General features: G+C 39.5%; 22 protein-coding genes. 13 read left to right on the top strand and 9 right to left on the bottom strand.

The genetic code is table 11. The features are described from left to right. Nucleotides 1–36: 36 nt before the first annotated feature. From AC570I_RS03505 to AC570I_RS03530, 6 genes are all read right to left on the bottom strand, one after another. Nucleotides 37–249 carry a hypothetical protein gene (locus AC570I_RS03505; RefSeq protein WP_047797369.1) on the bottom strand — a complete coding sequence of 71 codons (213 nt, stop codon included), beginning with the start codon at nucleotides 247–249 and terminating at the stop codon, nucleotides 37–39. Nucleotides 250–423: 174 nt separating this feature from the next. Beyond that, a complete protein-coding gene (lysS, locus tag AC570I_RS03510; RefSeq protein WP_497404362.1) occupies nucleotides 424–2133 on the bottom strand; it encodes a lysine--tRNA ligase in 1710 nt (569 codons plus the stop codon). 121 nt (nucleotides 2134–2254) lie between these two features. Continuing rightward, nucleotides 2255–4171: an AMP-dependent synthetase/ligase gene (locus tag AC570I_RS03515; protein ID WP_497404363.1), complete on the bottom strand. Its 1917-nt coding sequence runs from the start codon at nucleotides 4169–4171 to the stop codon at nucleotides 2255–2257. Between the two features lie 109 nt (nucleotides 4172–4280). Then, nucleotides 4281–4607 (bottom strand): HesB/IscA family protein, encoded by a 327-nt coding sequence (locus AC570I_RS03520; protein WP_047797366.1) that lies wholly within the window; start codon nucleotides 4605–4607, stop codon nucleotides 4281–4283. Nucleotides 4608–4684: 77 nt separating this feature from the next. Beyond that, nucleotides 4685–5098 (bottom strand): Fe-S cluster assembly scaffold IscU, encoded by a 414-nt coding sequence (gene iscU / locus AC570I_RS03525; RefSeq protein WP_047797365.1) that lies wholly within the window; start codon nucleotides 5096–5098, stop codon nucleotides 4685–4687. A gap of 100 nt (nucleotides 5099–5198) precedes the next feature. Further along, nucleotides 5199–6410 carry an IscS subfamily cysteine desulfurase gene (locus tag AC570I_RS03530; protein WP_497404364.1) on the bottom strand — a complete coding sequence of 404 codons (1212 nt, stop codon included), beginning with the start codon at nucleotides 6408–6410 and terminating at the stop codon, nucleotides 5199–5201. A 120-nt stretch (nucleotides 6411–6530) separates the two neighbouring features. Here AC570I_RS03530 and mce point away from each other — a divergent pair, with 120 nt between their 5' ends. The 13 genes from mce to AC570I_RS03595 all read left to right on the top strand — a co-directional run bounded on the left by mce (nucleotide 6531) and on the right by AC570I_RS03595 (nucleotide 21611). Then, nucleotides 6531–6938, top strand: coding sequence for a methylmalonyl-CoA epimerase (mce, locus tag AC570I_RS03535; protein ID WP_497404365.1), 408 nt, complete (start codon nucleotides 6531–6533; stop codon nucleotides 6936–6938). A gap of 209 nt (nucleotides 6939–7147) precedes the next feature. Continuing rightward, nucleotides 7148–7396 carry a type B 50S ribosomal protein L31 gene (locus tag AC570I_RS03540; RefSeq protein ID WP_121949814.1) on the top strand — a complete coding sequence of 83 codons (249 nt, stop codon included), beginning with the start codon at nucleotides 7148–7150 and terminating at the stop codon, nucleotides 7394–7396. A gap of 72 nt (nucleotides 7397–7468) precedes the next feature. Next, entirely contained in the window at nucleotides 7469–8641 is a 1173-nt protein-coding gene (locus tag AC570I_RS03545; protein ID WP_497404366.1) for a GlmU family protein, read from the top strand. A gap of 40 nt (nucleotides 8642–8681) precedes the next feature. Further along, complete coding sequence (gene tpiA / locus AC570I_RS03550; RefSeq protein WP_497404367.1) at nucleotides 8682–9443, top strand: triose-phosphate isomerase; 762 nt, start codon at nucleotides 8682–8684, stop codon at nucleotides 9441–9443. Beyond that, nucleotides 9444–10292, top strand: coding sequence for a 50S ribosomal protein L11 methyltransferase (prmA, locus tag AC570I_RS03555; RefSeq protein ID WP_316798305.1), 849 nt, complete (start codon nucleotides 9444–9446; stop codon nucleotides 10290–10292). It begins immediately after the preceding gene. Between the two features lie 20 nt (nucleotides 10293–10312). Next, entirely contained in the window at nucleotides 10313–11665 is a 1353-nt protein-coding gene (locus AC570I_RS03560) for a UDP-N-acetylmuramate--L-alanine ligase (protein ID WP_497404368.1), read from the top strand. Nucleotides 11666–11786: 121 nt separating this feature from the next. After that, nucleotides 11787–12107, top strand: coding sequence for a helix-turn-helix domain-containing protein (locus tag AC570I_RS03565; protein WP_497404369.1), 321 nt, complete (start codon nucleotides 11787–11789; stop codon nucleotides 12105–12107). 101 nt (nucleotides 12108–12208) lie between these two features. Continuing rightward, on the top strand, nucleotides 12209–12787 hold the full coding sequence (locus tag AC570I_RS03570; protein ID WP_497404370.1) for an RNA polymerase sigma factor: 579 nt from the start codon (nucleotides 12209–12211) through the stop codon (nucleotides 12785–12787). Nucleotides 12788–12896: 109 nt separating this feature from the next. After that, on the top strand, nucleotides 12897–14045 hold the full coding sequence (locus tag AC570I_RS03575) for a FecR family protein (RefSeq protein ID WP_497404371.1): 1149 nt from the start codon (nucleotides 12897–12899) through the stop codon (nucleotides 14043–14045). A 192-nt stretch (nucleotides 14046–14237) separates the two neighbouring features. Beyond that, nucleotides 14238–17618 carry a TonB-dependent receptor gene (locus tag AC570I_RS03580; RefSeq protein ID WP_497404372.1) on the top strand — a complete coding sequence of 1127 codons (3381 nt, stop codon included), beginning with the start codon at nucleotides 14238–14240 and terminating at the stop codon, nucleotides 17616–17618. 11 nt (nucleotides 17619–17629) lie between these two features. Further along, complete coding sequence (locus AC570I_RS03585; protein WP_497404373.1) at nucleotides 17630–19273, top strand: RagB/SusD family nutrient uptake outer membrane protein; 1644 nt, start codon at nucleotides 17630–17632, stop codon at nucleotides 19271–19273. Between the two features lie 27 nt (nucleotides 19274–19300). Next, nucleotides 19301–20446, top strand: coding sequence for a SusE domain-containing protein (locus AC570I_RS03590; protein WP_497404374.1), 1146 nt, complete (start codon nucleotides 19301–19303; stop codon nucleotides 20444–20446). Nucleotides 20447–20495: 49 nt separating this feature from the next. After that, a complete protein-coding gene (locus tag AC570I_RS03595) occupies nucleotides 20496–21611 on the top strand; it encodes a glycoside hydrolase family 76 protein (protein ID WP_497404375.1) in 1116 nt (371 codons plus the stop codon). A 39-nt stretch (nucleotides 21612–21650) separates the two neighbouring features. On the opposite strand, the gene AC570I_RS03600 is transcribed toward AC570I_RS03595, so the two are convergent. The 3 genes from AC570I_RS03600 to scpB all read right to left on the bottom strand — a co-directional run bounded on the left by AC570I_RS03600 (nucleotide 21651) and on the right by scpB (nucleotide 23712). Continuing rightward, nucleotides 21651–22769, bottom strand: coding sequence for a hypothetical protein (locus tag AC570I_RS03600; protein ID WP_047797353.1), 1119 nt, complete (start codon nucleotides 22767–22769; stop codon nucleotides 21651–21653). A 72-nt stretch (nucleotides 22770–22841) separates the two neighbouring features. Then, the gene (locus tag AC570I_RS03605) at nucleotides 22842–23033 is read right to left on the bottom strand and encodes a hypothetical protein (protein ID WP_047797352.1); all 192 of its coding nucleotides are present in this window, start codon (nucleotides 23031–23033) and stop codon (nucleotides 22842–22844) included. Between the two features lie 88 nt (nucleotides 23034–23121). After that, entirely contained in the window at nucleotides 23122–23712 is a 591-nt protein-coding gene (scpB, locus tag AC570I_RS03610) for an SMC-Scp complex subunit ScpB (RefSeq protein ID WP_497404376.1), read from the bottom strand. Nucleotides 23713–23816: the final 104 nt, after the last annotated feature.

The raw sequence follows: 23816 nt of genomic DNA on the forward strand, positions 1-23816 counted from the left end.
TTTTAAAATCATATTAGGCTGCTGATAAACAGCAGCCTATTTATCTCCTAAATAATCAAATCCTTCAAGCTCTTCTCTTTGAGATCTTTTGCTGAGGATATCATCCTCTTCAACCTGATTTCTCGAGAAAAACAAGGCTTCGGCCTGGATTCTTTTGATTAACTGACGAACCAATGTTAAATCGAACGCATCCTTGCTTAGCTTGATGCAGTATTCTCTTTCGTTTATTTCTAGGCTTGAAATATTCATTTCACAATCTTTAAATTATTATCGATTGTTGTAAAAGTAAAAAAGGCTTGCTAATTATTTGTTAGCAAGCCTTTTAAGTTTTTGTTATGTTTGTGTTAACACAATGCTGGTCTGAACATCTTAACCCATGCCTTTACATCATTTATTTGATGAGCCCGGTTAACTTCCCGCGTTCTATTTATGCGATAAGAACAATCCTTCGTCCTTTTTGGCAACTTTTAATATTCCCTTGCCTGTTAAACCTTTTAAAGTGGTATCCCATTTTTTATTGCTCCATTCTGGTAATGACGTCTTGATGTCAGATAGCAGATGTTCTTCACCTTCTTTTACTAGCGAGTAAAGTACTGTTTCTTCGGGAGTAAGCTCAATTTTCTTTTTCTCCGGACGCATCTGCGGGAAGAATAATACTTCCTGAATCGTACTCTGGTTGGTCATTAACATTACAATACGATCGATACCAAAACCCAGACCAGATGTTGGTGGCATTCCGTACTCTAAAGCACGAACGAAATCCTCATCCATTGCCATAGCCTCCGCATCACCGCGATCTGCCAACGTTAACTGATCTTCAAAACGCTCCTTCTGGTCTATTGGATCGTTGAGCTCTGAATAAGCATTTCCAATCTCCTTCCCGTTTACAAAAATTTCGAAACGCTCTACCAATCCTTCTGCTGAACGGTGCTTTTTTGCGAGTGGCGTCATTTCTATCGGATAATCTGTAATAAAGGTAGGTTGAATCAAATTCGCTTCTACTTTGTCACTGAAAATTTCATCTACCAGTTTACCTCTACCCATCGTAGAATCTGTTTCTATACCCAGGTTTTTACAGGTTTCAAGAAGCTGCTCTTCAGTCATTGCTGAAACATCAATACCCGTATATTTTTGTATTGATTCGTACATGCTTAACTTCTCATAAGGTCCTTCGAAGTTGATTTCATGTTCACCAACTTTTACTACGGCAGATCCGTTTGTTGCAATGGCAACTTTTTCAAGACATTCTTCCACCATTGCCATCATCCAGATATAATCTTTATAGGCAACATAAATTTCCATCGAAGTATATTCAGGGTTATGCGTGCGGTCCATTCCTTCATTACGAAACATTTTACCGAATTCATAAACACCATCAAAACCTGCAACAATTAAACGCTTTAAATATAGTTCATTTGCAATACGCAAATAAAGTGGCATATCTAACGTATTATGGTGGGTTGCAAAAGGACGTGCAGCAGCACCACCGTGTATGGGCTGTAAGATTGGAGTTTCAACCTCCATCCAACCCTGGTTGTCGAAATAATTGCGCATGCTGTTAATAACCTTACTACGCTTGATGAAAATCTGTTTGTAGTCTGGATTTACCGTTAAATCTACATATCGCATACGGTAACGCAATTCAGGATTGGTAAACCCATCATAAACGTTTCCTTCGTCATCGCGTTTTACGATAGGAAGCGGGCGCAGTGATTTGGCTAAGACTTTAAATTCTGTAACGTGGATAGAGATTTCACCGGTTTGAGTAGTGAACACATATCCTTTTATGCCGATAAAATCGCCAATGTCTAATAACTTTTTAAATACTGTATTATATAAGGTTTTATCGTCACCGGGACAAAGCTCATCTCTTTTAAGATATACTTGTATACGACCCGTAGAATCCTGTAGTTCGGCAAATGATGCCGCACCCATGATGTTACGGCCCATGATACGGCCCGCCAGGCTAACGGTTTTATAAGCTGTTTTATCTTTCTCGTAATTAGCCAGAATATCGGCAGCGGTCACATTAATATCGTATGCCTCTGCTGGATAAGGTTCAATGCCTAATTGGCGCAACTGTTTTAGCGACTCACGTCGTAATATTTCTTGTTCTGATAATCCTATACTCATTTCGGGTATTTTTTGCAAAAGTAATGATTTCATTCGTCATTGCGAGGAATGAAGCAGTCTTAAAGCATTAGAAATTCATTTTTTTTGTTAGAAGTGTTTCGCTTTTACAGCTGCAGTTATATTAAGAATCGGCCTCAACACCCTCCTCATACATGTCATTGATAGCACCGGCATATTTCTTTTCCACTATTCTACGCTTTATCTTCATCGTTGGTGTGATCTCACCCTCATCAATATTAAATGGATTTCGTTTAATTTTGAAATTCTTAATCCTTTCGAATTTGGCTAATTCATTTGAAATCTTTTTAATGTCCTGCTCTACCCATTCTATAATTTCCTTATCCTGTATAAATGGATCTGCTTCCTCAAAGAATGATGGCTTTAAATTAAAGGTTTCTTCCAGGGTTTCCCTGTTCGGGATAATAATCGCTGTGATGAATTCACGTTTATCGCCGATTAAAAACAACTGATCAATTTTTGGACTTTTTAGATAAATATTTTCCACAGGAGTAGGATAAACATTTTTCCCGTAAGCATTAACAATCATGTTTTTCAATCGATCTGTGATTTGCAGGTTTCCTTTGTAAAAACGTCCTATATCACCGGTATGAAACCACCTGTCGCGGTCAATCGCCTCCGCCGTTTCTGCTGGCTTGTTAAAATAGCCTTTCATAACGCAATGCCCACGTACGATTACTTCGCCCTCTGCACATTCGAAAGATTCGTCGAAAGTGTGATGCGTTTGAATGTTAATGATCTTTTTAGTATCCACGTTCTGAATCCCAACCTCAATTCCTGGAATAACCCGGCCAACAGTTCCATATACCTGTCTGTGGTATTCCGTTACCGACATTACGGGAGAGGTCTCTGTTAAACCAAAGCCTTCTAAAATTTTGATGCCAAGGTCGCCAAAAAACTCGCCTACGTTTTTAGGCAAAGCCGCTCCCCCTGAAATCATAAATTTCAGTCGGCCACCCGTTTTTTCTTTGATCTTGCTGAAAACCAATTTCTCGGCTATAGCTTTTTTAGCCGACAGGATTAAACCGGGGTTTTCTCCGGCTTCTTTAGCAATACGGTACTTATTTCCAGTTTCCAATGCCCAGGTAAATATTTTGGCTTTTGTACCACCGGCTGCAGTTCCTGATTTAATGGCTTTGTCATGAATACGCTCTAACAGTCTTGGCACGCAACTCATTACCGTTGGACGAACTTCACCCATGTTTTTTGCCAGTAGCTCTAAGCTCTGTGCAAAGGCAATTTTACAACCCTGAGCACAGCAAACATGGTAGGTGGCTGTACGTTCGAATACGTGAGATAATGGCAGAAACGACAGAAATGTTTCGGTTTGATCAATAACTGGAATCTGTTGTAGGCAAACCTCAACGTTTTTAACAAAATTATGGTGCGTAAGCATTACACCCTTAGGTGTTCCGGTTGTTCCGGATGTATAGATTAATGATGAAACATCTTCCGGCAGGACCATGCTTCTGCATTGCTCAATTTCTGCCTTTTCGGCCGCAGTAATCTGATGTTTAAGTGCCAGAATATCTGAAAAAGCAATTACGTCCACGTTAACATCTGCGGGGACAGTTACTTTTTCAAAATCTTTAAAAGTTGGGATAATATATTTCAGGTCTTTGCAGTTAGCAGCAACTTTAAGCACCTTGCGGTAGAGGAAATTGTTTCCCACAAGAATCGATTTGATCCCCGAATCGTTAATGATGTACGCCACTTCCTGCTCAGATAGCGTAGGGTAGATGGACACATTAATCGCACCAATCTGTTGTACACCCTGATCGTAGTAAACATATTCTGGCGAATTTTCGATCATTAAACCTAAGCGATCCCCTTTCCTAATGCCCCTTTCAAGAAAATAAGCAGAAACGGCATCAGCCCTTTTGAGTGTATCTTCATAAGAAATTTCAGTCCATTCAGCACCCTGCTTGTGAATCAAAAAGGTATCCTCGGGCTTGTGAATGTTTTTAATCACATTCCTCAAGAGTGTAGGTATTGTAGAAAACTCGTTAATTAATGGCATCGCTGTTTATTTGGTGTTCGTTATTTTAACAATTATAATGCTTTTTGGTTTAAAAATGCAAAAGGGCCCCGAAAATATCGGGGCCCTTTAAAATATGTATTAAGTTATACTAAACGGAAAAACTCTCGCCGCAACCGCAAGTACGACTGGCATTAGGATTTACGAAATTGAAACCTTTACCATTCAGACCATCAGTAAAGTCTAATTCAGTACCAGCCAGATAAAGGAAAGATTTCATATCCAATGCAATTTTAATCCCCCTGTCTTCGAAAAACTGATCGCCGGTCTTTTCTTCATTATCGAAATCTAAATTATAAGATAATCCTGAACAACCACCGCCTTTTACTGAAACCCTTAAAAAGTAATCAGAACCCATTTCGGAATCCTGCATTAGGTTATCAATCTTGTCTTTTGCCTTATCTGTTATTGTTATCATAGTATCGAGTATTTAGTATAAAGTATCAAGATTGGAATTCAAGACTTGATATCTGACACTGATTTCTTGTTACTTATTTAGTGATGTGATTTTTCCAATACGATAGCTTCTAGACCATTTTTAACACGGTAATCGTTAATGGCAGATTTAATCGCATCTTCTGCTAACACCGAGCAGTGAATTTTTACAGGAGGTAAAGCCAGTTCTTCAACAATATCCATATTGTCGATTGTTAATGCCTCATCGATAGTTTTTCCTTTTAACCATTCTGTAGCTAAAGAAGAAGAAGCAATTGCCGAACCACAACCAAATGTCTTAAATTTTGCATCTGTGATTACGTTGTCTTCACTTACCTCAATTTGTAAACGCATTACGTCACCGCACTCAGGTGCACCAACTAATCCTGTACCTACAAATTTACTGTCTTTATTTAATGTACCTACGTTACGTGGGTTATTGTAATGGTCAATTACTTTTTCTGAATATGCCATGATTTTATGTTTTTAATCTCCTTACCGGAGCAATTTTCTTTTAATTTTTTAATGTTAAGCGTTTAACCTTTTACCTTAAACCTTAACACCTTCAACCTTTTTAGTGTTCTGCCCACTCAATTTTACTCAAATCAATTCCCTCTTTAAACATTTCCCAAAGTGGGGAAAGTTCTCTTAAGTGATTAACTGCTTTTTGAGTAATTTCAATTGCATGATCAATATCTTCTTCAGTAGTAAAGCGACCTAAACCATAACGGATAGAAGAGTGTGCTAAATCATCCGACAGACCTAAGCTTTTCAATACGTAAGACGGTTCTAAAGAAGCCGAAGTACAAGCCGAACCTGAAGACACTGCTAAATCGCTCATGGCCATCATTAATCCTTCACCCTCAACATATTTGAAAGAGATGTTCGCTACATGCGGTAAGCGGTGTTCAACATTACCATTAACATAACTTTCTTCCATTTGATTCAATGTAGATTCCAAACGGTCACGTAAACCTGATAAGCGTTGTGCTTCACTTTCCATTTCTAAACGGCAAAGTTCACAAGCTTTACCTAAACCAACAATCCCAGGAACATTTAGCGTACCAGACCGCATTCCACGCTCGTGGCCACCGCCGTCCATTTGAGAAGTTACTTTAACCCTTGGGTTTTTTCTGCGTACATAAAGCGCACCAACACCTTTAGGGCCGTACATCTTGTGTGCAGAGAAAGCCATTAAATCGATACCGTCTGCATTAACATCAACAGGGATTTTACCAACAGCCTGCGTAGCATCTGTCATAAATAAAGCACCATATTTGTGCGCAATAGCAGAGATTTCTTTTACCGGCTGAATAACTCCGATTTCATTATTTCCGTACATAATGGAAACTAAAATGGTTTCAGGAGTCATGGCAGCTTCAAGCTCCGCAAGATCAACTAAACCATCCTCTTTAACGCCAAGATAGGTTATCCGGGCACCATTTTTTTCAAGGTGCTTGCAAGTATCCAGTACGGCTTTATGTTCAGTAACCGCAGTAATGATGTGGTTACCTTTTTCTTTATACATTTCAAATACACCTTTAATGGCTAAGTTATCAGCCTCAGTAGCACCTGATGTGAAAATCACTTCTTTTTCAGTACAGCCGATTAATTTGGCCACCTGTTCACGAGCATAATCTACGCCCTCTTCTGCAACCCAACCAAAAGCATGGTTACGACTTGCGGCATTTCCAAATTTCTCAGTAAAGTAAGGTAGCATCGCTTCCAACACACGCGGATCTAAAGGTGTTGTTGCGTTATTATCTAAATATATCGGCTGTTTCATCTCTATTCTGTTAATTATGACTACAAAGATACGAAAAAACTTTTTGAAGAATTATAATTAATAGCTATGAGCTTATAGAGAAAAGCTGCATTTTTACATTCAACCAACCGTTTTAAAATCATGAACAAGATAGAGCATATTGGAATTGCTGTGAACAGCCTTAGTAAGTCTGTTCCACTCTACGAACTTTTACTGAACACGTCATGCTACAAAACTGAAATAGTGGCTGCCGAGCATGTAAACACTGCTTTTTTAAAAACAGGTGAAAACAAGATTGAGCTTTTGGAAGCAACGTCTACTGAGAGTACAATCGCTAACTTCCTCCATAAAAGAGGAGAGGGGCTGCACCACATTGCCTTTGCAGTAGATGATATTCTCGCTGAAATGGAACGACTTAAAGCTAATGGTTTCACCCTGCTGAATGAAGCCCCAAAAAAAGGTGCAGATAATAAAATGGTATGCTTCGTACACCCAAAAGATACCAATGGTGTGCTGATCGAACTTTGTCAGGAAATTAAATGGATTTGAGGATATTGATTCAGATGATATTTTGTATCCGTTTGTGGTTCCAGAAAAAATATAAAATAGGTTTGTAAATCAAAAATAAAATTAGGATATTTGCATCCTCTAAAATAGAGGTAAGAAAAGACTAATAGAAACTGTCATAAGCGTTGTTGCCAGCAAATTGCAAAAATGTTCTTGATGCTTTCACACAAATAACTAAAAATAATATTCAAATGAAAAAAGATTTGCACCCATCAAGCTACAGACCAGTTGTTTTCAAAGACATGTCTAATGAATATGCTTTCTTAACAAAATCTTGCGTAGATACTAAAGAAACAATTCAATGGGAAGATGGTAATGAGTATCCTCTTTACAAATTAGAGATTTCTCATACTTCACACCCTTTCTATACTGGTAAAATGAAATTGGTTGATACAGCAGGACGTATCGATAAATTCAAAAACCGTTACGCTAAGAAATAATTTTAGCACTAAAAAGTATTTTTTAAAGTCCCTTTGCCAAAAGCATCGGGACTTTTTTTATTTTTGCTGCTTATGACAATCAATCTTTTTGATGATTCTTCCTGGGCATCCCTTCGCCCCCTAACTTTTACAAGGCCCGTTGCCGATTTACGTATTGGTATTTTAACTATAGCAGAAAAGTGGGCGAAGTACCTGAACGCATCGTTCGGATTCGTTACCCAGGATTATCTCTCCATAAAATACGCTGCTGAGTCTGATGCGAATCTTTTTATAAACGGGTCTGTCTGCCCTGATCAGGATTTGCTAAACGCAGTTTCATCACTAAAGGAAGGTGAATTGATTTTGTCAGGCAATGTAGTTGTTGCTTTTAATTCCACAGACGGATTAAGTTATGAACAAGCCAGGCAACAGTATAGGTCTGTGACTTATAAGCGTCCACTTACCAGAATTATTTATCCCGAGCACATCTTCGCCAATAATCCAGCCGAAATAAGAAAAGATTTTGAATTGTTAACCAAAGGGCGTACATCAGCCAAAATCAGCAGTACAAATCAATTACTGGGTGAGGATATTTTTTTTGAAGAAGGTGCAAAAGCAGAATGTAGCGTGTTAAATAGCGGCTATGGCCCGATATACCTTGGTAAAAATGCCGAAATATGGGAGGGAAGTCTGATCCGTGGATCTTTCGCACTCTGTGAGAACTCATCAATTAAAATGGGCGCCAAAATCTACTCCGGTACAACAATTGGCCCTAATAGCCGTGCAGGAGGGGAAATCAATAACTCCGTAATCTGGGGTAACTCAGCCAAAGGTCACGACGGGTACCTGGGCAATTCAGTACTGGGCGAATGGTGTAACATTGGGGCCGATACCAATAATTCGAACCTAAAGAATAACTATGCCGAAGTTAAGCTATATGATTATGAAAGCAAAAAGATGCGCAATACGAATTTGCAGTTTTGCGGTTTAATTATGGCAGATCATTCCAAATCAGGCATCAACACCATGTTTAATACAGGAAGCATTGTTGGCGTAAGTGCGAATGTTTTCGGTGGAGGCTTGCCCCCAACTCATATTCCCGACTTTAGCTGGGGCGGGGCCAATGGATTCGAAAAATACAAACTGGATAAGATGTTCGAAACTACAGAAAAAGTCTTCGCCAGAAAAAATATAGCTTTCGATCAAACCGAAAAAGAAATTTTGACTAATGTTTATGAGTTAACAACAGCTCACAGACAGTTTTAATATAACCACGATCTTTTCGAGATCATTAATCAATAATATAATGAGAAAAAAAATTGTAGCCGGAAACTGGAAAATGAATTTAAATTATAACGAAGGTGTTTTGTTATTCAGTGAAATCGTAAACATGGTAAAAGATGAACGCAAAGGCGATCAGCTTGCTGTAATTTGCGCTCCGTTTATTCATTTAAACAGTTTAGCGAAATTAGGTGGTAGCGATGTAAAAATCGGTGCTCAGAATATTCATGATAAAGAGAGTGGTGCTTACACAGGCGAAATTTCTGCCAAAATGGTGAAGTCAGTAGGTGTTGAATATGTGATTTTAGGTCACTCGGAACGCAGACAATATCAGGCTGAAAGCAATGAACTTTTGGCAGCAAAAACCAAAATAGCCCTGACAAATGATTTAAAGCCTATCTTTTGTATCGGTGAAACTTTAGATGAACGTAATAACGGAAGTTATTATGAAGTAATTAAAAAACAACTGGTTGAAGGATTGTTCAGTCTTACCGAAGAAGATTTTAGAAAAGTAGTGATCGCTTATGAGCCGGTTTGGGCCATAGGTACAGGTTTAACCGCAACACCAGAGCAAGCTCAGGATATCCATGCCTTTATCCGTTCCGAAATTGAAGCAAACTATGGCTTTAATGTTGCAGATGATACATCTATTCTTTATGGCGGAAGCTGTAACCCTGGTAATGCAGCAAGCCTGTTTTCACAAAAAGATATCGATGGTGGTTTAATTGGTGGCGCATCATTAAAATCACGTGACTTTACAGATATTATTAAAGCATTCAACAGCTAAATGCAGTACACAAAAGCAATATTTACATTCGAAAATATCGAAGACTATCAACAGGATTTGCTCATTAGCGATCTTGCAGAATTAGGCTTCGATACTTTCGAGGATAGTGAGGGAGGATTTACTGCCTTTGTCATTAAAGATAACTTTTCAGAAACCACCCTGCAAGACCTTTTAGATACTTATGCTGATGATTTTTCAGCTGAATACAGCCTGGAAGATGTAGCAGATGAAAACTGGAATGCAGAGTGGGAAAAGAATTTTAGCCCGCTCATCATTGATGATGTTTGCTATGTTAGGGCAACTTTTCATGAGCCCCAGCCTTCTTATCCATACGAGATTGTAATTGACCCCAAAATGTCATTTGGGACCGGACATCACCAAACTACCACCATGATGATGCAGTATATCCTGTCAGCCGATCTTAAAGATAAAGAAGTGCTGGATATGGGTTGCGGAACAGCTATTCTGGCTATTCTGGCAGGTAAACTTGGTGCAAAAAGTTTAGTCGCAATTGATTATGATGATATATGTTATGAGAGCACAATAGAAAATGCGGCACTTAACCACATCAGTAACCTTAAAGCCATATGTGGAAGTAAGGAAGTGATTCCTGACGAAGAATATGATGTGATTTTTGCCAATATCAACAGAAACATTTTGCTCGATCAGATTCAGCGTTACGCCGAAGTATTAAAAAACGACGGTAGAATATTTTTTAGCGGATTTTATTTAGAGCCTGATTTAAGCATGATCACTGCTGAATGTGCAAAATATGGCATTAAATATATTGATCATAAGCAAAACGGCGATTGGGTTGCCGCTCAGTTTGAGAAAAGGGCAGAAGGATAGTATATAAAAATAACAGCATCATGCGTATACATTTTATTGCAATTGGTGGAAGTGCTATGCACAACCTGGCCATTGCACTTCATAAAAAGGGGTATCAAATCACTGGTTCAGATGATGTCATTTTTGAGCCTGCAAAATCACGCCTGGATAAATATGGGTTACTGCCTGCAGAAATGGGCTGGGATGAAAGCCGCATCACTATAGATCTTGATGCGGTTATTTTAGGGATGCATGCCAGAATTGATAACCCCGAATTACTAAAAGCACAGGAACAGGGGATTAAGATATATTCTTATCCTGAATATATTTACGAGCAAAGTAAAAATAAAATTCGCGTAGTCATTGGCGGAAGTCACGGTAAAACTACCATTACCAGCATGATTTTGCATGTGCTCAACCACTATAACCGCGATTTCGATTATCTGGTAGGGGCACAGCTTGCCGGTTTTGATACCATGGTTAAAGTTACTGAAGAAGCGCCTGTAATGATTATTGAAGGGGATGAGTATCTGTCATCACCAATTGACAGAAGGCCCAAATTTCACCTGTATAAGGCAAATGTGGCTGTTATCAGTGGTATTGCATGGGATCATATTAATGTTTTTCCAACCTATGCCGACTACACCGCACAGTTTGAGAAATTTATAGATACCATTGAAGAAAACGGAACGCTGATTTATTGCAAAGCCGACATGGATTTAAATACCATTGTTGAGCAATCAAATGCAAAGATTAATAAAATTGGTTACGCCATTCCGGATCATGAAATTGAAAATGGAATCACTTATTTATTACCAGAAAAAACGCCTCTTAAAATTTTTGGTGATCATAACCTGATGAACCTGAATGCGGCAAAACTGGTATGTGAGCAGCTTGAAATTAGTCAGGGACAGTTTGATCTGGCTATATCTACATTTACAGGTGCAGCAAAACGCCTGGAAGTGATATCTGCCGATGAGTCGACAAATGTTTATAAAGACTTCGCTCACTCTCCTTCCAAGCTTAAAGCAACGATAGATGCAGTCAAAACTCAGTTCACTACCCGTAAATTGGTTGCCTGCATCGAATTGCACACTTTCAGCAGTTTAAATAAAGATTTTTTAAAGGAATATAGCGGCGCAATGGATAAAGCCGACGAGGCCATTGTGTTTATTGATTTAAAGAGTTTTGAACAAAAACAGATGAAACCCTTTTCAGAAGAAGATGTGCAAAAGGCCTTCGCAAATCCAAAACTGAAGTTTTTTAATAGTGCTGCTGATCTGAAAGTATACCTGCTTAGCTTAAATTATAAAGATACCAATCTTTTGATGATGAGCTCCGGCAATTATGCAGGTTTTGATTTGCCGGAACTGGCCGCTGAATTATCCAGGTAGGAAGATAGTGGGTATAAGATACTAGACTTGAAAAACGAGATTGGGGACCTGAGAATACGCCAGCCGGATTGGACATTTTTCAACTTATATCTCAAGTCTCATATATCAATCTATAAGCAGAATGAAAAGCATAGGAAACCATATTAAGGAGTGCAGGGTAGGGCTTGGGTTAAGTCAGGCAGGTGCCGCAAAACTACTCAATATTTCTACCCCTGCTTTTTGCAAGATCGAAACAGGGCAAACTGATCTGAACCTTTCGCGGCTCTATCAGATTGCAAAGGTTTTCGATGTAGATGTCATTACCCTGATTTCAGGTAAGCCCGTCCACTCCACAAATAATGAAGATATCGTATCCCTAAAGCAAAAGCTCGGACAAAAAGAAGAAGAAATCCATAAGCTGCGTAAAAAGGTAATTGATCTTTACGATAAACTTGGGATATAGTCAGCAGGCAGTTCCACAAAATTTTCCAATATCCAGCTCATATCGCTTAAACAAAAGATTTTTCATTTATATTTGGATTAAGAAACTAACCAAATATTTAAATGTCTGCCCCTTTTGACCTGGACAATGATGTAGATTTATTGATCAAACTCAAAAAGGGTGATCAATCTGCTTTCAATATTTTGTACAAAAAGTATTGGTCTTACGTATTTGATACTAGCTACAAACGCGTAAGAGACAATGCATTAGCGGAGGATATTACGCATGATGTATTTATACAACTATGGAATATTCCTAAAACAACTCTTATTTCAAATTTCAAAGGCTATTTGTATGTATCAGTGCGCAATCGTGTATTTCGTGTACTTCAGCAGCAATCCAGGTTTGTCCCAATCGAAGATGTCATTAATGAACTCGACAAGCGCTGTTCCCAAAGCTCAGATGCTGAATTGCTTTTCAAAGAACTAACCCAGGCATACGCCGCATTGATACTCGATTTAACGGAACAACAACAAATGATCTACGACTTGAAATACGCACAGGACTTTTCGCCTGATGAAATTGCCGAACACCTTAATTTATCACCGAAAACTGTCCGTAACCAAATTGGAAAAATTAATTTCAAGCTGCGCTCCAGCCTGCTCGCGATCAATGTAATAATTTATTGCTTTTTACAATAAAATTAATATCGCTGTAAATCAATAGCTTAACGTATATCTATTATCTTTTCATTCGCTTTCACGGGCAAAATTTTAGTTATTGTATCTTTAGTATATAACCAAATAGATTATGAAACTGGATAAGGCCGATTTCGACCAGATATTGCAAAAGTATTTGAATGGTCAGGCGGGTAAAAATGAAACAGATTTCCTTCATGCTTATTATAACGCCTTTGAGCAATCTCAGGATTTTACAAGCAAGCTATCAGATGAAAAATATTTAGCACTGGGAAAGCATCTGCAATCCAGAATTTTGAAAAACCTCGGTAATAAAAAGCGTTCACGTACCCTTAATCCTTTTTTCTTAAAATATGCAGCCGCGGTGATATTGATTTCAGGTATAACACTTGCTTATTTTATATTTTCAGGCCAGCTAATCCGTCAAAACAAATTTCCACAATTTGTAGAAAAGCAGAATCAAAAAAGTAAGGATATTGTACTTACCCTTGCGAACGGAAACCAGATCAATTTAAAAAATGGTGTTCTTGCCAGCGCTGTACAGGAACTTGGTGCAACGGTTAAAAGTAAAGAGGTTGGAAATTTAGATTACCAGGCGCTTCCCGGAAAACCGACACAAGAATCATATAACCAGGTAGATGTACCTGCCGGCAAACAATTTAAGATCACATTATCAGATGGTACAAATGTTTGGCTTAATGCGGTATCTTCTGTTAAGTATCCGGTAGCATTTCGAGATGCCCAAAGAGTGGTTTACCTTACAGGTGAGGCCTACTTTGAAGTAAGCAAAGATAAGACCCACCCATTCATTGTCAAAACCAAGCAAAGTTCAGTAGAGGTAACTGGTACCGAGTTCAATATCATGTCACTGCCGGAAGAAAACGATGTGAGAACTACCCTGTTAGAGGGAAGCGTGAATGTAGCTTATGGTAACAGTTCAGTCAAACTTATCCCCGGGGAAGAGGCAATCAGTAACATTCCCAATCATACAATAATAAAATCAAAAGCTGATATCGAAAATGCAATTGCCTGGAAGTCGGGATATTTCATATTTAATCATCCATTGAAGGATGTGATGGCAACACTTTCCCGATGGTATGGGGTCAAAATTACCCTAGATCAAAAGCTGGAGAAATCAACCATTGCCGGTAAATTTTCTAACAAAAGAAGCCTCCTGCAAATTCTCACCTATATGGGTAAACTTAAAGGTTTCAGCATTCAGGTTCATGGAAATGTTTTCGAGATTACTTCCAGAAGATAGCCCTGTTGTCTTTGGCTCTATAAAATAAAACGTTTTAGCTAATTATTACTAACCAACTATAACTGATCACTATGAGTCAATATTTCAATTCGGAATAGGTTTGCTGCCTATAGCATTATTCAGGGGAGCCCTGCAAATAATTCGCTTAACATGATTTAATAAATAATTATCGCTTAAATCTTCCAATAAGATATGAATATAAACTACTTGCTTAAATACAGCCAGAAATTGTTGGCTAAGCTTTCACCGCAAATCCTCACTAAACTAGTTGTGATGATGATGATTCTGACTGTAGTAGAAGTCAGTGCAAAGCCAACTTATGCGCAAAATGTGAGCTTAAACATCAAAAAGGCTAGCATTACCCAAATTCTTCAGTTGCTAATCAAACAAACTGGCTACGAGTTTCTCTACGAGCCCGACGAATTATCAGCTTATCAGAGTGAAACGTTGAACATGACCAACAAACCACTAAGAGAGGTTTTGGATGTTGTTTTCAGCAATAAATCTTTAAAATACAGTATCCAGGATAACATCGTGATTATTGAACGGTTAAAGCCCGAACAAACGAAGGCGATGCCCGTTACCGGGCAGGTTGTTGATGAATCGGGTTTACCGGTACCTGGAGTAAGTATTAAAATAAAAGGTGGTGCCCTGGTTGGTCAAACCAATAACAATGGTGAATTTTCGGTACAGGTGCCTGATGAGGAGGCTATTCTGCAATTCACGGCCGTTGGATTTGAAACTCTTGAAAAAGCGGTAACTACCGGTAAGATGAGGATTGTGATCAAAGCTGCCATTAATACCATGGAAGATGTAATTGTTGTTGGATATGGAACAACTACCAGAAAAAAGATCGCCGGCGCAGTTGATCAGGTAAGGGCTTCACAGCTTGCTAATCGTCCTACGGCCAACCTCACCCAGGCCCTTCAGGGTGCAGCCCCAAGTTTAAGTATTCAGCAGCGTAGCATGGATCCGAACGGGAATACTACAAACCTTAACATTCGTGGTGTAAGCACTATGAATAGCAATACGCCACTTATCGTAATAGATGGACTCATCAGTGATGGCAGCAGCTTAAATAAACTTAACCCGGCAGACATCGAAACGGTGTCTATCCTCAAAGATGCAGGCGCATCGGCAATTTATGGTTCAAGATCTGCCAATGGTGTGTTATTAATTACCACCAAAAGGGGGATGAAAAACCAGGGTCCGGTAATCAGGTTAGATGGTCAGATTGGGCTACAGGATCCTAAAATTTTATTTAACCCGGTTACCGGCTACCAGAATGCCACATTAAAGAATTTATCGCTTACCAACGTAGGAATGGCCCCGCAATTTAGCCCCACGCAGATCCAGGATTTGTATGCCCATGAAGGTGAAGAAGACTGGTATTTTAACCAGATCCTTAAAACAGCTACCCAGCAAAATTATAATGTTAACGTATCAGGCGGAGGTGCAAATACCACTTACCTTTTTTCCGGCGGATTTTATGATCAGGGAAGCAACTACGAGGGTAATTATGGCATCAAGCGTTACAATTTGCGCTCAAACATCACAGCCGAGTACAAGCGCTTTAAATTCAGCTCTATATTAACCTACACCCGAAACAATTCAAATGCAAATACTGCAAGCAATGCCATTGTGAATTCATCACGTATACCAACATATTACTATTATAAAATGGTTGCCCCAAATGGTAAATATCTTGTCAACGACGTGTTAACCGACCAGAATCCCCTTGCTGAATTGAGGGATGGAGGATATATCAATTCTGATAACAACTATTTCAATGCTAATCTTAACGTTGAAGCCAGACTATTTGACGGCCTGAAGTTTAGAGGGGTGTTCGGAGCCGACGTGATCAATGATCATCGCTTTACCAGAAGAAAACAAATTCCACTCTATTCATCTGAGGCCGCAACAACGCCATTGGTATTCATGAATTCTACAAGAAACACAGAGGATTATAATCAACAGGTTTCCTTACTGAATTATCAGCTTTTACTGGATTATTCAAAAACACTAGGAAAACATAGCATTACCGGATTATTTGGTGCGAGTAATGAATCCTATACCAGGCGTGCAAATGAGATCAAGTATAAATTTACCGATCCCATCCTGGGAACTCCCACAACAGGTACAGAGATTGATCCCACCAGTTACGGATCTCTCGGGGCAACAACCGAAAATAGTATCAATTCATTATTTGGACGGGCGGGCTATGCCTATGCCGACCGCTATACTGCTGAATTTAATTTCCGCTATGATGGTTCTTCCAAGTTTGAAAAAGCGCTCAGATGGGGCTTTTTCCCTTCCGGATCAGTAGGATGGTCGCTCTCAGACGAAGTTTTTTTTGCCAGATATAAAGAAAAAGTCGGCGACCTGAAACTAAGGGCCTCCTATGGACTGCTCGGTAATCAGGATATCGACTCTTATCAGTTCCTCACTTCCTACACACCTTACACCAATTCCTATGGATTTAATAATGTTGGTGTCACAGGTGCCGGTTTTACTTTCGGAACCCCTAATTTACTTTGGGAAGTAACCCACACACTCAATATCGGTGTAGATGCTAATTTTTTCAGGAAAGCTTTGACAGTATCATTTGATTACTTCAGTAAAACCACAAAAGATATTCTAATAAGCCCCACAATTCCCTCCGTATTCGGCACAACATTGGGCAAGTATAATGCAGGTCAAATGAGAAACCAGGGTTGGGAGCTCACAGTTGGGTACCAGGTTAAAACAGGAAGCTTCAATCACAACTTCAGCGGTAATATCGGCGATTCAAGAAACAAAGTCCTGAAATTCGTTGGAGATGAGCAAATCACCACTGCCGATAATATCAGTAAAATTACACGTGTTGGCCTCCCATTCAATTCTTATTATGGCTATAAAATCAGTGGCTTATTCCAGAGCATGGAAGAACTCGAAACTGCAGCATTACCCGTAGGCATGAGCGCGTCTGATTTGAAACCCGGAGATGTGAGGTATACAGACAGAAATGGCGACGGAGTAATCGATTCTAAAGACCGTTTTGTCTTGGGTAACGCTTTCCCAAGGTTCACCTTTGGGTTCAACTATAACCTCAATTATAAAGGATTTGATTTCGGGATGCTTTGGCAGGGTGTAGGTAAACGCGATATGGTTGTTCGTGGCGAATTAATTGAGCCCTTCCATGAAAACTATTCTTACGTCATTTATAAGCACCAGCTGAACTACTGGACACCAACCAATACCGATGCCACTCAACCTCGCTTAACACCTGCAGGGGCTACACCTACAAAAAATAACTATCAAATGGGATCCGATCTCTATCTTTTTGAAGGTAGTTACATCAGGTTAAAAAATATTCAACTGGGTTATACTATACCCAAAAATATTTCTCAAAAAATAGGTATGCAAAAATTAAGGGTGTTTGCCAATGCGCAGAACCTGCTTACGTTTAGCGCAAATTCCTGGATCGATCCTGAATCTTCAGAATTTGATTCAAATATGTCGGGTTCTGCCAATAGTGCAAGAAACTATCCGACATTAAAATATTATGGTTTAGGCTTCAACATAGAACTTTAACAGGAGAGAATATGAAAAACAAAAGAAAACTTACCACTCCGCTATTTGCCGGTATTTTATTCCTGATGGTATTTGGTGCCTGCAATAAGCTGGATACTATACCTACGAACAAATTTACAGACGCAAATTTCTGGCAATCTGTAGAGAACTCTGAACAAATGGTTAATATGGCTTATAACCAGATGTTTTCTGCCGACAAAATGTGGAATGATGAGGCGTTGAGCGACAATATTTTTGAAGGACGAACCAATACTGCGCAGCGATCCATCAGAAACGGCATCGCCGATCCGAGCCTTGATCTTTTCAGCAGCGAATGGAAGTGGGGTTACGAAGGACTTAAGAGCTGCCATGTATACCTCGCCAATATTGATCTGGTTCCAGGTATGGACCCGGTACTAAAGAATAAAAGAAAAGCTGAAATCCGCTTCATTAGGGCATCTATCTATTTCAGACTGGTCAATTTTTTTGGTGCAGTACCTTTTTTTACCAAGGATGTTACGCTGGATGAATCCGGTACAGTAGGTAGGACCCCTAAAGCGACTATTATGAGCTTTATACACCAGGAACTGGACGAAATTATACCGCTTTTGCCTAAAAAAGAAAACGTTTCAGCTGCCGATAACGGTCGCATTACCAAAGGAGCAGCCTGTGCTTTCCAGGCAAGGGCCTATCTTTATGAAAGTAACTGGGCTAAAACTGCAGAATACTGTCAGAAACTAATCACCAATGGTGCAGAATTCGGGACTTATAATTTGTTCTCCAGTTATACAGGATTATTTACTGCAGCTAATGAGTATAACTCAGAAGTAATTCTGGATTATGGTTATGTTCCTGCGGTTAAAACCTGGTCGAAGTTATATGACGCAGCACCGCTGTCGGTGGGTGCCCGCCTAAATGCCTACGCGCCGGTTCAGGGTCTTGTTAACAACTATCTAACCATAAATGGCCTAGCAATAGATAAAGATCCGTCATACAATGCCGGCAATCCTTATGTTAACCGCGACCCAAGGCTGGCAGCTACGGTAGTTTTTCACGCAGGAAAATGGACAAACTTTAACGGAACTGAATCTACAATTTATATCCGGCCGGGTACAGGAAGTAATAGCACTGAACGTGCCGACAACTATGTTAGCGCGAGTTCAAATTCCACCCCAACAGGTTATTATGTGAAAAAATACTATGACCAAACTGCTACGGCAACTTTCGCATCTGGGTTAAATATCATCATGTACCGCTATGCAGACATCCTTCTAATGTATGCTGAGGCAAAATTCGAAATGGGTCAGCTTGATGCCACAGTATGGAACCAAACCATACGGGCCATACGGAACCGCGCAGGCTTCACAGCGGCTACCGCCCTGGATTATCCATCTACACTATCCACAGCTGATATGCGCAGCCTCATCCGCAATGAACGCCGTAGTGAATTTGCTTTGGAAGGCCTCAGATATTTTGATATTGTACGCTGGAAAGCAGGCACACAATACCTCAATGGCTATGTTTACGGTGCCAGATTTCTCAATAATAATACAGAAGACATTCGTCTGGATAATCGGAAATTCGACGAATCAAGGGATTATTTATGGTCTGTTCCACGTTCACAGATGGACTTAAATCGTAACCTCCAGCCCAATAACCCAGGGTACGCAAACTAATTTTTAACGACTTTAAAAAAGACTAATATGAAAACAAACTTTAAAATCGGAATTTTCCTTTTTATACTGAGCAATTTTGCCGCTTGTAAATCTGATGATATGATCTACAAAGACGCCAATGTAAGTCCAGTAAACGCACTTTACGAGCCAATTAACAATAAAACGATCAAGCTACTATCTTCGGCTTCTGCTTCTCTCTATTTCAACTGGGAAGCAGTAAAAGTAGAAGATAGTGGTGCCGCATTGTATGAAGTTATTTTCGACAAAGCAGGTGGTGATTTTAGCAAACCGATCTATCGTACTACCTCAGATAATAATGGCTACTCGAACGGCGCTACGGTTACCCATAAAATTATGAATAAAATTGCTTCACTGGCAGGAATCCAGCCGGGTGGAACAGGAAATCTGATCTGGACTGTTGCCTCATCGCGTGGTATCAAAACGGTTATGGCCAATGAGCGGAGAACCATTAGCGTAACCAGCTTAAATGGCTTCGTAGATATTCCTGATGAGGTATTTATTACCGGTGAAGGGTCAGAAGGAGGTAGCACACTTTCTGCTGCCTTACCGTTCAAGCTGAACGCACCCGGAGAATTCGAGATCTACACCAAACTGGAGGCTGGTAAAATCTATTACTTCGTTGATCGTAAAACCGGTACACCACGCGTGTTCTATTCCACTGATAATGCAACGCTTCGCGAAGCTGCACAAACCGGAACAATTACGCCTTCAAAAACAGCTGTCTATCGCATTAACCTCGATTTCACTACCGCAACCCTCGCATATACGGAAATAAAAAGTGTCGGACTATGGTTTTCCCCAAGTAATGCAATTACTTTAAATATGCCCTATCAGGGTAAGGGTGTGTGGACAGGCACTGGTGTAGTCAACTTTAAAACCGAAAGCTGGGGCAAAGATCAACGCTACAAATTTCAAATTGTTACTTCCGTTGGGGGGAACGATGTGGTAAAACAATTCGGTACACTTAACGGAACCGATTCTGCCCCGAATGATGCTTCTGCACCATCATATTATTTTGTTAAACTGCTCGCAAACGTTACCCAGTGGGATGATAAATGGAAATTCGCAGATAAAATAGATGGTAAATCATCCAGCATTTCTTTAGTATTAAAGGGTGATGCTGCCTATACCCATACAATTGTTGTAAACTAGTATCGATGCGGCATATGATATAAACGTGTGCCGCTTTAAACTGAAAAGGATGAAAAAGTTATTAATATGTTTAGCCCTTGCCGTTTTTATGGCAGGCTGCAGCAAAATAGAAGATGAGTACCGATATGGTGAGCCACAAGCCGTAGATTGGACATTAGCAGCCAATAGCAGTACAAATGCTTTGATCTCACAGTTCTGGAATAATGACGGCTATTTTAACTACGGCAGTAATGGATCTGATAAAGGGTTTCAGTACTGGCCCAATGCCCATGCAATGGATGTAGTAATCGACGCATACATCAGAACAGGAAATGAGACTTACAAATCATACTTTGATAAATGGTTCGCCGGCATCAAGGTAAAGAATGGTGGTACGTATTTCAATACCTTTTATGATGATATGGAGTGGAATGCACTTACCATGCTCAGATTGTATCAGGTAACCAAAGAAGAAAAATATTTAACTGCTGTTAAGACCCTTTGGACGGATATTGCTGCCGGATGGAATGAGACCTATGCCGGGGGGGGAATAGCCTGGATGAAGACCCAGTTATATAGTAAAAACGCCTGTTCAAATGGTCCTGCCAGTTTGCTTGCCATCAGGTTGTTTAATCTGACAAAAGAAGAAATCTATAAACAATGGGCATTAAAAATTTATGAATGGCAGAAAAATACTTTGTTCGAGAGGGCAACAGGTGCAGTCTATGATAATATCAATGGTAATACCAATGCCATCAGTACGGTTGCTTTAACTTACAACCAGGGAACTTTTATGGCATCTGCCGTGGAGCTATATAAGGTTACAGGTGATAAAGCCTATCTGAATGATGCACAAAAAATAGCGAATTTTACCCTCACTAAATGTATAGATACCAGTAATAACATCCTGAGGAACGAAGGTGACGGAGATAATGCGTTGTTTAAGGGTATCTTTATGCGTTATTTTCTGATTCTGCTTCAGCAAGGTGATCTCACTGATGCCTACAGGACAAAGTTCGAGACATTTTTTAATAACAATGCTCAGATTGCCTGGACCAAAGGCGTATATCCTACAACATTTCTGTTCGGCCCGTCATGGAATGAAAAGCCATTAGCCGAAGCACAGCTCACGGCTCAGGCTAGTGGCTGTATGATGATTGAAGCACGGGCAGCATTTAAGAAATAATTTGCATGAGGGCGCTGTGGTCACACAGCGCCCCTTGTACTAAAACACCTTGCGCATCGTTAAATGCTTTTTCCCGAACGTAGCACCCGTAGCCTTGTGTATCGCAATCATCTGCTCGTTAAAGTCGCCCACCCAGCTTAATTCCAGTTCCTTATATTGGTTTTTAGGCAGTACATATTCCCCAAGTCTGATAAAAAGAACTGATTCCAGTCCGTGCTTTTGAAATTTAGGCTTAGTGCCCATCACAATTGCCCGCATGCGTGTAACGCCAACCCACCTTCTGTAAGCAAATTTTAGTTTTTCAATTAATCCCAGTTTACCATCAAAACCTTTAATCATCTGGTTAGCATCTGGAATCAAAACCACAAAAGAGGCGGGTTCTCCGTTAAAATAAGCAAATTGAATCAAATGCTCATCCATAATGGGCTCCATACTTTTAAAACTTTCCTGCAGGGTTTCTTTCTTTATCGGAACAAAGTTTTCAAAATCCTGCCATCCATCGTTGTAGATTTCCATCAAATCATCGATGTATTTTTCTGAATTTGCTTTGCTGAAATACTCAAAAGTATAGCCAGGTTTATTTCTTACCCAGTTCGCAATTTTCGTAAAGCGCTCCGGGAAGGGAATGGTTAAATTAATGTGATTGGTCAGCTGCTCATATTCGGTCAAGAACCCGTAAGCATCAAAAAACTTCTGGTAGTAAGGGAAGTTATAATTCATGCCGAATGACGGAGGGGTAAACCCTTCAACAAGTAATCCCCAGAATGAATCGTTTTCCCCAAAATTAATCGGTCCGTCCATCGCTTTCATGCCATTTTCGATCAACCAGGCTTTTGCGGTGTCAAATAGCAGGAAGGCAGCTTTTTCATCATCAATACATTCAAAGAAACCAACGCCTCCTGTAGGCTGCTCGTAATTAAAAGCTTTTTTCTCATTTATGAAAGCCGCAATTCTTCCAATAAGATGCCCTGAATCATCCTTCAAAACCCAGCGTGTACATTTGCCGTGGTTAAAAAAAATGTTTTTATCAGGGTTGAAAACATTTTCTACCTCGCTGTCAAGCGGGCAAATCCAATTTTGATCGTTTTTATAAAGGATTTTTGGAACTTTTAAAAAGTCTTTCTGTAATGAAGTATTGCTTACCGATATAATTTGCATGGGCACATTTTAAAGTAAAAAGCATCCTGCCAAAAGGCAGGATGCTTTTCCAAATATATAGTTTTTTATCTACTAGTAATCGTCATCGTCATCATCAAAATTATCGAAATTGTCCAGATCATCTAATGGCATATCAAAATCATCTTCATCTTCATCCTGAGATTTCGTTTTCGTAGTTTGAACGTCGTCATCTTCAAGATCATCATCTTCATCTACCTGTTTTTTGGTAGTTGGCTTAGTAGGGAGTTTCTTTGGCGCTTTCATAACACAAAAATAAAAATTGCTTTTATAGTTTAAAAATACAAAAAAACTTTTTTTAATAAAGGGTTGAGATCAAATAAATTAAAATCTTCTACTCCATAATTTCGCCTACTGTATTCTCTTCCCTGGCAATATCTTTTAGCTGCGGAAGTTGATTTAAATGATTTAGACCGAAGTAATCCATAAAAAGTGCACTCGTGCGATATAGAATCGGACGGCCAGGAGTTTCTGCTTTTCCATCAATGCTGATCAGCTCTTTTTCCAGCAAACGCTGAACAGAATAATCTGAATTTACCCCTCTGATTTGCTCTATTTCCAGCTTGGTAATGGGCTGCCGGTAAGCAATAATGGCCAATGTTTCCATAGCTGCCTGACTCAGTTTCTTCTTTGACCGGTGCAGCTGCAATTGGTTTACTGTTTCATGATATTCCTTCTTAGTCAGAAACTGATAACCTTTGTTGAGGTTCACCAGTTCTAACGCAAACCTTACATCACTGTACTTTTCTTTTATCGCATCTAAACATTCAAAAATCTCTGTTTCAATGTACTCTTTATTAAATACGGCGTTAAGGGCTAAAATAATTTCGTGTACACTAATGCTTTGAACAGATGAGAAGATCAATGCTTCAACATGTTGCGTAAGATTGGCTTGTGGCATATACAAAATTAAAATTTTTGACATAAAAAAAGCGGTCTCGCTTTAAAAAACAAGACCGCTTTCAACACACAAATGAAACCTGAATTAAGATATAGTTTTAGGTTAGGTTATTAAATATCTATATCAAT

It is taken from the genome of Pedobacter sp. A2324, assembly GCF_059693705.1.